The sequence below is a fragment of the Catalinimonas alkaloidigena genome (assembly GCF_029504655.1).
Taxonomy (GTDB): Bacteria; Bacteroidota; Bacteroidia; order Cytophagales; family Cyclobacteriaceae; genus Catalinimonas; species Catalinimonas alkaloidigena.
The window spans coordinates 6183786-6198069 of the sequence record NZ_JAQFIL010000001.1; the positions used below are offsets into that span (position 1 = coordinate 6183786).

A 14284-nucleotide genomic window follows, 5' to 3' on the forward strand; every position below is an offset into this window, starting at 1 on the left:
GCATCCTACAAAACTTATAGCTGCGCTTTGAAGGAAGAAACCACCTTCAAGCGATAATTTGAGGGAATAAAAAGCTTTTTAGCAGGCCAATGGGCCACAGCCATGGGGTTTAGGATATGCTCATACTTTTCTGACTCATTATTATTTTCACTTCTTCCTTATCAGCAATATCCAGTCCTCGGGACCGGGAGCGGTGAGGGTCATTTCTCCTCCCCGGCTGTCAGAGCCATATACCCAGGCTCCGGAGTCGGGATCAAACCAGCTTGGAGTATAGGTGCCTCTGGGCAAAGTCATACTTACCGAGGGAGCTTCCAGACTAGGATGATCTGTACCAGGTTCGGTACCGCTGGGATTAGCCAGATAGATGATGTAAGTGCTATCGTCGTGGGCACATTTCCACCGATAAGGGTCACTGCCTACCAACGCGTCATCCGGCTCCATGCCTGCCAGCGTCAGGCCGGTCTGCTCAAAAAAGGTATGGATGTGGCGGAAATCATGCCCTCCCTGTGAGAGTATGCCTTTCCGGTTAGCGTCAAAGTAGCCGGATACTCCATAATCCCTGCCCTGGTGTGGCTCATAGCTGACCTCCACTGCACGCTCATTGCCAATGTAAGACTGACCGTCATAGGGCAGGTAAGTCTTCAGGCCACCGTAGGTAGCATGGCCTCCGGAGAGTAACGAAGCCCACATGAGCCTGCGAAAATAATACCTGCTGTGCGCCGGATAGCGGTAGAGTTCGTAGCGGTCTTCATCCAGCACGACGGGCTGCTTCCTCTTCTGGCGGTATTCCAGAATCAGTTCTCCTCCTACCTGGTCAAGGTCTTCCAGCGTAATCAAATCCGACCAGGGCTCATCCACATGATCATAGCCTTTGAAGCGTGATTGATGATTGGTGAGCAGCGTGCCCCAGGCTTCCCGTTCCGCCATGTCCTTACCCATTTGATTGATGATTTCGTAGTGTACCTGCCTGCCGCTCAGGCTATCACTTCGGCTGATCTCCCGGTCGTTGGTGATGGTCCACTGCACATTGGGAAAGGCCGACCAACGTGCCTGCGCGTACTCTGCCAGCAGTTGAGCCGCCTCATCTCCTTCACCATACTTTCTGATCAGTTCGGTATCTTCCGCATAAGGAATTAGCTGTAAATTAATGTGTGGGTGGTGATGAAGCGTGTACAAAATCCTTCGCTCAATTTCTTTCCAGTAATAGAGCGCCAGGTCTTTCTGATTGTTTGTAAAGAGGTTATTGACTGTCCCTCTGTCCATAGCAAACCAGGTGCGGATTTTGGTCGCTCCCATCTCACTGGCCTGGTCAATATACTCCTGCCAATAGGGTTCGGAAGCTACCACAAAACGATAACCGGTATCGCCGATGTGGAGAAACCAATCGCCATTGTCGTAGGCAAACTGATAAGGGTCATCCGGATGAATACGGAGTTTTCCTCGCAGATTGGAAGGCAGTACTTCAAAAGTTCCTTCCTGCCCATCCAGTCCAGGATTGTTGGAAGCAGATTGCCACTGCCATGTTCCGGGCTGATCGCAGTAAGCCCGGGCTTTGAAAGATAATCCACCATCATAAAAGCCATCTACCGGCACTTCGGTACCATCGGGTTTTGTAAAAGTGACCGTACATTGTATATCGTAATAAGGATTTTCATCCGTAGGACTGGCGCTCAGGATAACTTCATAGACTCCCCGATGCTGGGCAGTAGAAGTATTTTCAGACAAGACCTCCTGCGCATAAGTAACGTGATGTAGTATGATAAATATAAAAATGAATGCAAGCGTTTTGAGCATGATTACTACATTTGTTATTCTTATGAACCTAGGAGTATAAAGGGTCAATTGGTCAGCGAATTCATTTGTTAGGAGCTCTGCCAGATTTCCAAAACCTGGCAGAGCTTGCCTAACACCGGTTACTTCTTCTGCTGAGCAAGAAAGTTAACCAGGGAGGCAAATTCCTCAAAAGAGAGTGAATTGGCCAGGCCGGGAGGCATCATGGAAGTTTCCAGTTCTTCCCGGGTTTCAATATCTTCTTTGTTGACATTGAAGACCTGTCCGGTGATATTGCGTACTACCATTTTTTCTGCCGACTCTTCCGACACAAAGCCGGTGATGTTTTTTCCATCTTTTGTCTTGATATATACCGAGGCAAAGCCCTGGGAAATAGAGGCGTTAGGCTTAAGAATAGACTCTGCGATCTGTTCACGGGTCATGATAGAGCCGATCTGACCCATAAAAGGGCCTTTCATGGTTTCATTGGTACTGATGCTATGACAGGCCACACAGCCTTGCTTGGTAAAGAGTGTTTTACCCAGTTCTGGATCTCCTTTCACCTCATCTAAAGCCAGCATGATATCTTCAATAGAACTTTTGCCGATCTGCCCTTTCTCATTGCTGATTTTGGCCAGGTCAACCTTCACTTCTTCTTCCTTGGCAGCCACCACTTCTTCTCCGCCAAATTCGCTAATGCCCATGCGGTGCTTAGCATTGAGGCCGGCAAAGAATACTTTACCCTGAGCGTTGACTTTATTTCTTTCCTTCACCAACAGCGCTTTGATCTCAGGGGAAGCTTCCCAGCTTTCAGCCTTGTAATAGGGGCCGTGCGTATCGGGACGGGTGCTCCACCACCAGGAGCCATCGTAAGGGGCCTCTTTTTGGTAGAGACGAGACAAGGTGGTAAGGATTTCTTTTTTCAGCGCATCTCCGCTATTAGAGGAGTTACTTGTGGAAACCAATTCATTATTTAGACTAATGTCATCAGCGGCTTCGTAGGCAGCAATCAAGCCTTCTACCGCTTTAGGTTCGTGCATGTAGCGCAGCGCCCAAAGTGCAAGTGTACTATTTTCTGTTCCTATGGCATCCACACAGGCGTCAACCGCATTCAGTGCTACCAAAGCACGCACTGCAAGGTGGGCAGGAACAATCGCGGCATTAGGGGAGGCATGCGGACCTTCTGTGCCCTTAGCGGGGGCTACGAAAGAATCAGGAACGGGAATCTCCAGGAGTGCCCGGGCAGCTTCTTTATGTCCTAAGCGGCCAAGCCCGACAATAGCAGCAGCCTGTATACGCACAGAAGTATCTTTCAGACTTTGTACAAAAGGCTCCAGCGGCACATTTTCTACATAAGGTTTACGATCAGCGAGGGCACGCAGGGCAAACTCTTTTACATCCCTGTCAGAAACGAGATTTACCAGATTATCCACACCCTCTTCTCCGGCGACCTGTGCATAGGTAAAGATTCCTGCCACCCGGGCGTAAAGAGGGATACTTTGGTTTGCCGCAACGTTCCAGGCCGCTTCAGCGGCATCTTCTTTCGGACGTGTCAACAGTTCCTGCTGGGCATGCAGACGAGCCACCGCGCTTTCTGAGTTCAGGAGCGAAGCCAGTTGTTTCTCTGAAGCTTCTTTGATGTCAGGGAAAGGGGTATACTCCCAGTCTTTGGGAACGGTGCGCACAATAAAGCCTTTGCTGGAATCTCCTTTGTAACCCGCGCCATCCCAGGCAGATAGAAAAAGCCGGCCGGAACCATCAATGTCCAGGTCGGTAATCTGCGGCAGGCTGATAAACTCCTCCTGCTCCTGGGTAAAACTGGCACCATCCTCGGTGACACGATGAATGTACAACTGATTTCTCCCCCAGTCGGCCATCATCGGCACCTGATTGTACTTTTGAGGCCAGTGCGGATCGTCCATAAACAATGAACCTGTCCCTGAGCCACCTCCCACATCTACCAGGGCAGGGATGATCTCCTCGGTAAAATGTTTGAATAATACCGGATAGCCGTATTCACCGGATTGGATCTGATGCGAAAAACGAATGTTCCAGCCCCCGCCATCATTGGTATTACCGCGGGCAAAGATATTCATATAAGGGTCAATGGCCACATCGTAAATGTTACGCATACCGTGGGTGTAGACTTCCATCTCTTTACCATCAGGACGTACCCTGACTATGCCACCACCCAGCATGGTCATTTTCTTTCCTGAGCGATCCATGGCCTCGTGAAAGCCAAAATCACCTACGGCTATGTAAATCCAGCCATCAATGCCCATACGGATGCCATTGGTAGCATGGTCAGTACCACGGTCTTGCAGGAACTTGGGAGAGCTTATGTTTTGGATAAGTGGCTCAGAAGGACCATCGGCCACACCATCATGATCAGTATCCTTGAAAACGACCAGGTCCATGCCGCTGGCTTTGCCGGTTTCTTTAGAGAAGGTGGTATGTAGCACAAAAACCTGATCACCTATGGGAATAATTCCACGAGGATTATCCACTTTGGCAAATTCGGTATGGCTATCAGCAACCCCGTCATGATTGCAGTCTACCAGTTTGATGATAGCTCCTTTATCGGGATCTTTCCCCAGCGACCCCATCATATCCACACCCGCAAAAACTTCTCCCGTAGGGGCTACTGCCAGGCAGGCGGGACTTGGCGTAATATCAGGACCGGCAAAATAAGTCAGTTCCAGCTCCTCCGGCCATTTCAATGACTGGGTAAGAGAGTCTGTGATCCTCATCGCTTCAGTAGTATCCACGCCCTCACAGGGAGGTACTTGCTCCCCACAGCCTATCAGAAGTAAGAAGCAGAACAAACTTAAGCTGCTTCTGAGAAGCATGAAAGGCTTGGTAGTATTCGTTAATTTGGCACTCATTATTAGTTGTTATCTGATTATTTTCGTCACTCGCATTATCCTAGAGCAATTTCTAAAAACAAGCTGTAGAAGTTTGATAGGGGGCTATAAATATAATGGCAGAGTATCTTTACAGCAAGACACTCTGCCAAAGTTTATTAAACATTAATTTTCCTGGTGCTTTGAAAAAACACTAAAGTCCGTGCTTTTCCTTCATTTTATGGATAAAGGCATAGCCTTTTTCGGCTATATCCCAGGGTTGGGAGAATTCGCGCCACACCCCTATGCCATTGGCAAAGTCGGGATCATTGCGAGAAAATGCTTCAATGGTTAGCCAACCGTCATATTTAATTTCCGCCAATGCTGAGAAAGCATCATCCCAGGGCACATGCCCATCACCGGGCGTACCTCGGTCGTTTTCGCTGATATGCACATGGGCCAGCATAGGGGCTATGGTACGGATAGCATCAGAAAGCTTTTTCTCCTCAATATTGGCATGATGCGTATCAAACATGGCTTTGATATTAGGATGATCTACCGCCTTAAGCAATCTTGTCATCTGCTGCATGGTATTGCACAAATAGCATTCAAAACGGTTAACCGCCTCCAGGGCGAAGGTAATATCCGCCTGGGCGGCATAATCGCCAGCGGCATGCAAAACTTCCGCTGCCCAGCCATATTCTTCATCCTGTGGGGCGTGCTGCTTAAAATGCGCATGCGCTGAATGGAGAGGACCACAAAGCGTTTTGGCATGCATATCATGCCCGCGGTCAATGACCCACTTGAGGCGGTCCAATGCTTTTTCTCTTACGGCGACTGAGGAATCTATGGGGTTCATGTCCGGGCTAAGGACGGAGACCACGGTAGTTTCCATGCCCAGACTTTTTACGTAATCACCTATCCGTTTATAGGCAGCCTCATCGGGTGAGCCTATAAAAAACTCTACACCATCATAGCCTATTTCTTTTAACCTGTCAATGATTGGCATCATTTCGTCGGACATCACAGCCGACCAGACCAGTACGTCAAATCCTACTTTAGTCATGGATTGTTGTGTTTTTAGATTTCCAGATTATTATTTTAAAACAAAATCAGAGGGTTTCAAACCTTTCTGATGATCGCCAAAGCCAAACATGGTAGGTTCATACTCTCCTACATACTCTACATTAGCTTCTTCAGGTATCTGGTCTTCCATCTCCATGGTCCAGAAGCAGGCATTGACCATCATTCTACGTAAATCCTCGCTCTGCAAATCTATTGAAGCCCCCATTGTGGTGGTGAAAACACGGGCAGTTTTGCCGCTTTCGCTTTGGTAACTTTTTGTCCATGCCACTGGCATTACTGATTTTTCGTAGCTCAGGGGAGCATCGGCACTCATGCCTTTCGTAGTCTGGCCCCACAGCAATACCTCAGCATCTTCTGTCAGGTCACGGATAGTGTATACATCGGTAGGCCCCCAGATATCTTGTACACTCTTTAGTATAGGATGAGCAGCATGCAGCCCGTTGATCAATCCACGAGTACCTTCCTTGCCATGCTTACCATGATGGGCCACCCAGGTCTCACCCAGTACCTGTCTGCCGTAGCCTTCTCTCCAGCCTTCTACCTTACTGTCAGAACTGTATCTGGCATAAGGGCTCTGCTCATCGCTATCATACTTAAAGGCATGGGTAGAGGTGCGCATCGCGACTACTGGCTTACCGGCTTTGGTATAAGCGTCTATGTACTTCATTTGCTCGGCAGGCAGATGTCTCCAACGGGTGAAAAGCACCATCAGATCGGCAGTTTCCAGATGCTCAAGACCGGGAATATTGGTGTTATATTCCGGATCAATCTCACCGTTTTCAGGGTCAATGGCAAAGAGCACGGTAGTCTTAAAGCCATGATGTTTAGCCAGAATTTTAGCCAACATTGGCAGTGCTTCTTCAGAGCGGTACTCTTCATCGCCACTTACCAATACAATGTATTTCCCATTGCCAGGGCCATTTTCAGGTTCGTAAGTAACCCATTTTTCCCCTTCCTGGGCATGCACGATTTGTGTACTTAAAATCAAACTTAAGGAGCCAAAACAAAAAGCTTTCAGCAGGGGGTAGATAAGTTTTTTTACTTGGTTAATGGTTTTCATTATTTGGTTGTCTAAATAATATGTAGTGTTAATTTATTTATTCTTCAATCGGGTGCTGCCTGAGTAATTCTTCAGGAGAATAAAAGCCTGTTTTATCTTCAATGGAAGCTCTCACTTCTTTCACTTTTTCCGGAGCAATGGGAGAGGCTTCATTTCCAAAAGAATTGCGCACATAGGTAAGTACAGCAGCCACTTCTTCATCTTTCAGCATACCGCCAAAAGGTGTCATCGGCACCTGTCCGGGATATTCTTTGTCCAAGACTTCAATAGGTCCTTGTAGTCCTTTCAGCACCAGTTTGATCAGGCGCTCCTCATTACCTATTACCCACTGCGTTTGGGCAAGGGGAGGAAAGCCAGAAGGATCCAGTCCTTTTCCATCTGCCTGATGACAGGTACTGCAAAAACCTTCGCGATTGTAGATTTCCTGTCCTGCAATGAAAAGATCACGATCAGCACCTGTGAGCTTTGTTGCCACTTTCTCCTCCGTTTTCTCCTGCACAGATTTCCCGTTAAGATGGGCTACTGCTGTTTCATAAGCTTCGGTCATCCAGTCGTCAATAGGATACTTACCTGCTTCTTCCACAATAGGCAGGCCCATTTCTTTGGGCAACCAGGAGGCGGCAACAATGGCTTCCAGGCGCACGCGACCATGGTTATCCTGGGCTGCCTGCATCAGCAGTTCAGACTGATCGGCTATCTGATGTCCATTATAGCGCAAAGCCCTCACAGCAGCTGAGCGTACGTGAAAGTCTTCTGATTTAAGTAGCTGACGAAGTAGTGATTCATCTACCTGATTAAGCCCCCAGCTCACCCATAGAGCTTCCAGCAAATGATGTTCATAAAGGGGATCTTCCTGATCCAGATTGTCTATCCAGCTATACAACTGATTCTTCACCTCAGCGGCATCATGTCCTCTCAACTCACGACGGGAGCGATAGCGGGTGCGAAATTCGGGTAGTTTCAGATTGTCCAGCAGTTCGCTAATACTGGCTCCTGCTACTTTGGCAGGTTCTACCAGCGGACGAGAAGGATAAGTAATGCGATAAATACGTCCATGAACATGGTCGCGCAGCGGGTCACGGGCGTTGTGCTGCATATGGCCGATCAGCACATTGTGCCAGTCTACCAGATAGAGAGAGCCATCGGGCGCAAACTCCATATCTACCGGACGGAAGTTTTTATCATCACTCCACACCAGATCCTGACGATGCTCACTGTGGTAGCCGGTACCATCATCTACCAACATATGCTGCTTGGTACCCAAAAAGCCAATGGTATTATTAATGAGTAAATCGCCTTGTACATCATCAGGAAAGTGGCGGCTGGAAACGAATTCCATACCTGAGGTGGGACGCACCCTATGTGCATCTTCAATCAGGTTTCTGGACTTGGGGGTAGCTACGCCGTAGCGAGGTTTTACTTCGCCGGGCATCATCCAGTGGACATCCGGCCCGGAAGTATCGGCGAAGAAATCCTGCCCCCACGCATCAAAGGCAATACCCCAGGGGTTAGGAATCGGAAGCTGAGCTACTCGTTCCAGGCGGCGGCGATTCGGGTTATAGCGGTAAAATCCGCCATTGGTAGCCCTTACCGGCCCATAAGAAGTCTCTACATTGGTATGCAGGAAAACGCCCTCTCCCATATAGATAGCCCCCGAAGGATCGGCCGTATAAGCACTATGTGCATGGTGGGTGTCGTGATCGTCAAATCCGCTGAGAAGAATCTGTTGTTGGTCTGCCTGATCATCACCGTCGGTATCGGTATACAGCATCAGGTTAGTGCCCTGAGAGATATAAACACCTTCCGGGGCAATCTCAAAACCTACAGGAAGATGTAGGCTGTCAGCAAAAGTGGTCTGCTTATCGGCTTTGCCATCTCCATCCGTATCTTCCAGAATGATAATTTTGTCGTTTGGTTTTGCATCTCCCGGCTTATAATGAGGATAGCTAGGCATGGTGGCTATCCAGAGCCTTCCTTTATTATCAAAGGATAGCTGTACCGGGTTGGCGAGGTCCGTAAATTCTTCTTCAGAAGCAAAGAGCTCTATCTTATAGCCGGGAGCTACGTGCAATTTGTCCAGGGCATCCTGTCCGTAAAGGTATTCAGTCATACCGTTTTTACTGCTAGGCTCATAGTTGGTCTGTACAGGAGGCAGCTTTCTGGTTTTTTCGTCAGCCGCTTTTATATCCATCTTTTCTCCACCCACGGCCTTCCAGATCGCCTCATCCCGGATAGCGGTCATCTCACGGATTTTCTCAATTTCAAAGGGGTAATTATCCGGACCAAAAGGATCATAGCGACGGCCATACGCATGTACCCCATTGGGTATTTTATAATCATTGTGCCACATCCAGTTTTTCTCCATTACAGCATCATGCACCAGCGAACGATGCGCCTCCACCGCTTCCTTTACGTCCCTCTTACCAAATACTTTATCGGCCAGTAAGGTAGCAAAGCGGGCATACCCCTCATCCGTGAGTTGGGAGCCATCAATGGTAAGGGCATCGTCAGCTTCAAACCAGACTTTGGTAGGCCTGAACACATCTATGAAAGGCACATCATTTTGCGCAGCGACCTCTCTCATTGCTGCTGAATACAAGCCCAGATTGGCATTTACCTGCTCACCATCCGGAAGGTCGTAGCGATCAGAAAGGTCTTCAAAGGCAATGGGAGACACGATAGCCAGCCGGGGAGGAACAGTATCTCCATTGTAGCGCTGGCTCAGCGTATGCTTGATAAAAGCATCAAGTTCTGCCTTATAGTTTTCCAGCCCTGCCTCTCCCTGATAAGATTCGTTGAAGCCAAAAAAAGCCAGGATCACATCAGCTTCCAGGTGAGTAAGCCATTCATCGGGTGCAGGAAAATGCCCTTCGCTTCCCGAATCAGTAGCCAGTTCGGATTGGAATTCCTCCGCACCCGGAAATGCCCAGGGAGAATTACGGCTGGAATGTGGTCTGAAGCCGGGTGTATTTCCGGGATCACTCATATTACGGATAAACAGCAGGCTATCTGGATAACGAAGCTGCATTTCTGTCTCAAAATGGCCAAAGTTCATCATTCTGGACCCCAGGTTGTTACCAATCAAGACAATGTGATCGTCTTTGTAAATCTCCAGCGCACCTGGCTCAGAGCTCGAACATTGGAATAAACAAAAGCCAACTGCTATTATGCTAAAGGCCCGCGCTAATATTTTGCTAATCTTTCTTAAGGTTGTTATCATCTAATCATCTTTAGAGCATAAAATGTAGGCGATTTTTCAAAAAAAACTACCCTGAACTATCCTGCCTTTTTGTAAAAACTATACTAAGGCAAAATAAGTATCAAAGATTACAATTAATTGCCAATAATGGAGCTACAAAAAGAACCCTCCCAAAATATAGACATAAATAGATAAAAAAAAACTTCATGTGTGGCCACAGAAACCTGACATTTCGTGTAGATCGCCTATGCTATTTGCCCTAATTTTTCTAAATACACTTATATTAGATTCAATCATGAACTGCTATCGGAATGGAAGAAAATAAAGAGCTCATACTTCGTGATATACTGGCGATTGAAAGGACCAAAATGGCCAATGAAAGAACATTTCTGGCTTACTTCAGAACGGCTGTAGCCTTGTTTGGCGCAGGGGTAGGTATTGTAGAGATAGACTATTTTAAAGAGTATAGACTATTGGGTTTCATTCTGTTAGTAGCAGCGGTGATTATCCTGTTGATAGGAATCATCAGAATATTTCAGGTAAAGAAAGCAATCAGAAAAGCTCAGTAAGTTTTCTCTCAACACTAAGCTATGAGTAAATACCAGAGCACCGTAGATATTGCCCGGGCACTCAAATTATCCCCTTCCACGGTCTCGCGAGCCCTGAATGATCATTACTCGATTAGCGAAAAAACCAAGCTAAGGGTGCTGGCTTATGCCCATGAAGTAGGCTTCAGGAAGAATCTCAATGCTTCCCGCCTGATTCAGCGTAAAACTTTTACCCTGGGTATACTGATGCCTGAAGTAGTCAGCCATACTTTTTCTACCCTGGCCCAGGGTATCAACGATGTACTGGAGCCCGTGGGTTATGATATGCTGATCATGAACGCTTCGGAGCAGTATAAGAAAGAAGTACATATGCTCAACTATCTGGCTTCTATCAGGGTGGATGGAATCATCTTTTCGCCTACACAGCAGACCAAAGACTACGCCCACCTGCAAAGCCTACTCAAGAATAAAATTCCTTTCGTCAATATTGACCGTGGGCTCACCAATGTAGATTGCCATCAGATATTGCTGGACGACGAAGAAGGAGCTTTTCAGGCGGTGCAGCACCTGGTTAACCTAGGTTGCCGAAGCATTGCCCATATCGCGGGTCCGCCGGAGGCGCTCAACTCCAGAAACCGAATAATAGGGTACCGCAAGGCGCTGGAAGCTGGTGGGCTGGCTTTTGATGCGTCGCTGCTCACTTATTCTGACTTTATCATTGGTAACAGCATGGAAGCGGTCAGGAGTTTATTTGAAAGAGATAACATTCCCGAGGGGATCTTTGCGGTGAATGATGAGATCGTTTTAGGCTGTCTGCAAATGGCTGCCCAGAAAGGCATACAAGTTCCTGAACAACTGGCACTGGTAGGCTTTGACGATGAGGTATATAGTCGTTTTTTTCGCCCTTCTATCTCCACAGTCAGGAGCCCTATCCGGGAGATGGGGCAGAAAGCTGCTCAGCTCTGCCTGAATATGATAGACGATTATGAGAGCTTTCCTCCCAAAACCCAGTTGCTGACTCCCCAACTCATCATCAGAAGTTCATCCAGAAAAGAGTGGCGTAAGGAGTGAAGGGAAGCACCTGGTCTGTACTCAGGCTATCTTATCATTACCATAGGATTAAAAAAAATGACAGCGTCGTACCTGAAGTCCAAAATAGTAATCACCAAGCTACGCACTCCGGCGAGCCCCTGGCGACTGAAGATAATTCAGCGCAAACGTGTGCGTAAATAAATTCCTGATAAATTGCTACCCTTATACTTCGTTAATAAATTGTACGACCTTTTTGACTAATACTTTGACTAATACAACAACATGCAAACCCTTCTGTCTTTCGTGGGCTTCACGGCTTTCGTTGCTTTTTACTCATGGTACAAACTTCGTAAAGATCCGCTGTCCTCAAGAGACGGGTATTTTCTGGGGGGAAGGAGCCTGACCGGAATTGTCATTGCCGGTTCCATGCTACTCACTAACATTTCTACCGAGCACCTGATCGGACTGAACGGATCATCTTACAAAAACGGGTTTATCATCATTGCCTGGGAGGTCACATCTGCCCTGGCCCTTATCGTAGCAGCGACTTACTTTATACCGACCTATTTGAAGATGGGGTTGACTACCATACCGCAGTACCTGGAGTCTCGCTTTGACAGCGGCACCCGTACGCTGGTAGCTTTCTTTCTCATGATATCCTTTGTGGTGACCCTGCTGCCCATCGTCCTGTTTACCGGAGCCATCAATCTGGAAAGCATTTTTAATGTTTCTGAAGTGCTGAATGTTACTCAGAGCGAAGGGCTATGGATCACAGTAGTAGCCATTGGGATGATTGGCTCCTGCTACGCGATCTTTGGTGGACTTAAAGCCGTGGCTTATTCTGATACCATCAATGGAATTGGCCTCTTTATTGGCGGGTTAGCGGTACCCATCTTAGCGCTCTGGGATATTGGCGATGGCAATGTACTGACCGGACTTTCCAAGGTGTACGAAAACAGTCCTGAGAAATTTAATGTCATTGGTGCTCCGGATTCGGTTTTGCCTTTCAGCACCTTGTTTACCGGCCTGGTGATCAACCAGCTTTACTTCTGGGGGATGAACCAGACTATTATACAACGAGCCCTTGGAGCCAAAAACCTGGTAGAAGCACAAAAGGGACTTCTGTATACCGGAGCCTTGAAAGTGTTTGTGCCTATCATTATTGTCTTGCCGGGAGTTATCGGTTTTTATTATTTCGGGGATTCGCTCTATGAAAATCAGGACATGATCTACCCTGAACTCATCAAAAAAGTATTACCCTTGAGTTTTGTTGGTTTCTTTGCGGCCGTAGTAATGGGGGCAGTACTCAGTACCTTCAACAGTGTACTTAACAGTACAGCTACCATTTTTAGCGTAGGCATTTATAAGCGACTGATTGACAAGGACGCCACCGACAGACAGTTGGTAAGGGCAGGAAAAATAAGCTCCACCGTACTGGCGATTGTAGCCATCATGGCAGCCCCACTGGTAGCCAGTGCTCCCGAAGGATTGTACCAGCTTTTACAGCAGCTGAATGGCATTTTCTTTATCCCCATTGCCTCTATCATGATTGCAGGGCTGTTCATTCCGCAGATTTCTGCCGCCGGAGCTAAAGCCGCGCTTTTCGTTGGGCTGGCGTTTTACATCACCGCTACTTTCATCCTGGAGATAGACATCCACTTTGTACATATATGGGGGATAGAATTTGTACTCAACTTATTGGTGATGTTTGTTGTTTCTAGATTTTACCCCAATACCGAACGTTTTCAGCCTTCTGATTTTGGGGAGCTAGAGTTGAACCAATGGAAATATACCAAACCATTTAGCATCATCCTTACGCTGATCATCATAGGAATATACATCTGGTTAGGAAATTTTTAACAAGAAATACGTAAATTAATACTTATGGAAAATGTAAAAAAACAGTTGGATATCGAGGATCTTTGGGAGGAAGATCTTCGCGAACGTTATCCTGAAAATGGAGAAAAAGAAAAGACTAAGGAAGAATTCAGAAATTATGATAATCCCGGGCGGGATACGGTGAAAGAATTTTATCGCCAGAACCACCTGCATCAGTCTTATGATTTTGTGATGCAGAAAGAAGCAGAATATAAGAAGCTGGACAAGAAAAAGATGACCTTATGGGAAGCCGTAGAGTTTCTCAATACTTTGGTAGATGATTCTGACCCGGATATTGATCTTGACCAGACGCAACACCTGCTGCAAACCTCGGAAGCCATGCGTGCCGACGGTCAGCCCGACTGGATGGTTCTGACCGGATTTTTGCATGACCTGGGTAAAATCCTCTGCCTCTTTGGTGAGCCCCAATGGGCAGTAGTGGGCGATACTTTCCCCGTAGGCTGCAAATATTCTAACAAGATCGTATACCCTGAGTTTTTCAAAGATAACCCGGACTACCATGATGAGCGCTTCAATACCAAATATGGTATTTATGAGCCTAACTGCGGTCTGAACAATGTGCATATGTCATGGGGACATGATGAGTACCTGTATACGGCCATGAAGGATTATCTGCCCGAACCGGCGCTTTATATCATCCGCTATCATTCATTCTATGCGCAGCATAAGGAGGAAGCTTATAACCACCTGATGAATGAGCACGACCATGAGATGTTTAAGTGGGTAAGAGCGTTCAACCCTTACGACCTATATACCAAGTCGCCTAAGGCTCCCAATGTGAAAGAACTGCGTCCTTATTACGAAGATCTGGCAGCCAAGTATCTTCCTAAGGAGATCGCTTTCTAGT

The 14284-nt window shown here is 47.2% G+C and carries 9 protein-coding genes; 4 read left to right on the plus strand and 5 right to left on the minus strand.

The window, feature by feature from the left end; genetic code table 11:
• Positions 1 to 147: 147 nt before the first annotated feature.
• From OKW21_RS25035 to OKW21_RS25055, 5 genes are all read right to left on the minus strand, one after another.
• On the minus strand, positions 148 to 1794 hold the full coding sequence (locus OKW21_RS25035) for a glycoside hydrolase family 140 protein (RefSeq protein WP_277484937.1): 1647 nt from the start codon (positions 1792 to 1794) through the stop codon (positions 148 to 150).
• Positions 1795 to 1913: 119 nt separating this feature from the next.
• On the minus strand, positions 1914 to 4655 hold the full coding sequence (locus OKW21_RS25040; protein ID WP_420870123.1) for a DUF7133 domain-containing protein: 2742 nt from the start codon (positions 4653 to 4655) through the stop codon (positions 1914 to 1916).
• Positions 4656 to 4827: 172 nt separating this feature from the next.
• Positions 4828 to 5679 (minus strand): sugar phosphate isomerase/epimerase family protein, encoded by an 852-nt coding sequence (locus tag OKW21_RS25045; RefSeq protein ID WP_277484938.1) that lies wholly within the window; start codon positions 5677 to 5679, stop codon positions 4828 to 4830.
• Positions 5680 to 5709: 30 nt separating this feature from the next.
• Complete coding sequence (locus OKW21_RS25050; protein WP_277484940.1) at positions 5710 to 6759, minus strand: ThuA domain-containing protein; 1050 nt, start codon at positions 6757 to 6759, stop codon at positions 5710 to 5712.
• 37 nt (positions 6760 to 6796) lie between these two features.
• The gene (locus OKW21_RS25055; RefSeq protein WP_277484942.1) at positions 6797 to 9979 is read right to left on the minus strand and encodes a PVC-type heme-binding CxxCH protein; all 3183 of its coding nucleotides are present in this window, start codon (positions 9977 to 9979) and stop codon (positions 6797 to 6799) included.
• Between the two features lie 290 nt (positions 9980 to 10269).
• Here OKW21_RS25055 and OKW21_RS25060 point away from each other — a divergent pair, with 290 nt between their 5' ends.
• The 4 genes from OKW21_RS25060 (at position 10270) to OKW21_RS25075 (ending at position 14283) form a co-directional block, all read left to right on the plus strand.
• On the plus strand, positions 10270 to 10527 hold the full coding sequence (locus OKW21_RS25060; RefSeq protein ID WP_277484944.1) for a DUF202 domain-containing protein: 258 nt from the start codon (positions 10270 to 10272) through the stop codon (positions 10525 to 10527).
• Between the two features lie 21 nt (positions 10528 to 10548).
• On the plus strand, positions 10549 to 11577 hold the full coding sequence (locus OKW21_RS25065; protein WP_277484947.1) for a LacI family DNA-binding transcriptional regulator: 1029 nt from the start codon (positions 10549 to 10551) through the stop codon (positions 11575 to 11577).
• Positions 11578 to 11820: 243 nt separating this feature from the next.
• Positions 11821 to 13398 (plus strand): solute:sodium symporter family transporter, encoded by a 1578-nt coding sequence (locus OKW21_RS25070; RefSeq protein ID WP_277484948.1) that lies wholly within the window; start codon positions 11821 to 11823, stop codon positions 13396 to 13398.
• A gap of 24 nt (positions 13399 to 13422) precedes the next feature.
• Positions 13423 to 14283, plus strand: coding sequence for an inositol oxygenase family protein (locus OKW21_RS25075; RefSeq protein ID WP_277484950.1), 861 nt, complete (start codon positions 13423 to 13425; stop codon positions 14281 to 14283).
• Position 14284: the final 1 nt, after the last annotated feature.

Bases quoted from the DNA above. Each gene is read 5' to 3' on its own strand.
- OKW21_RS25045 (WP_277484938.1), bottom strand. From the start codon at position 5,679: ATGACTAAAGTAGGATTTGACGTACTGGTCTGGTCGGCTGTGATGTCC.
- OKW21_RS25060 (WP_277484944.1), top strand. From the start codon at position 10,270: ATGGAAGAAAATAAAGAGCTCATACTTCGTGATATACTGGCGATTGAA.
- OKW21_RS25050 (WP_277484940.1), bottom strand. From the start codon at position 6,759: ATGAAAACCATTAACCAAGTAAAAAAACTTATCTACCCCCTGCTGAAA.
- OKW21_RS25055 (WP_277484942.1), bottom strand. From the start codon at position 9,979: ATGATAACAACCTTAAGAAAGATTAGCAAAATATTAGCGCGGGCCTTT.
- OKW21_RS25075 (WP_277484950.1), top strand. From the start codon at position 13,423: ATGGAAAATGTAAAAAAACAGTTGGATATCGAGGATCTTTGGGAGGAA.
- OKW21_RS25035 (WP_277484937.1), bottom strand. From the start codon at position 1,794: ATGCTCAAAACGCTTGCATTCATTTTTATATTTATCATACTACATCAC.
- OKW21_RS25070 (WP_277484948.1), top strand. From the start codon at position 11,821: ATGCAAACCCTTCTGTCTTTCGTGGGCTTCACGGCTTTCGTTGCTTTT.
- OKW21_RS25065 (WP_277484947.1), top strand. From the start codon at position 10,549: ATGAGTAAATACCAGAGCACCGTAGATATTGCCCGGGCACTCAAATTA.
- OKW21_RS25040 (WP_420870123.1), bottom strand. From the start codon at position 4,655: ATGAGTGCCAAATTAACGAATACTACCAAGCCTTTCATGCTTCTCAGA.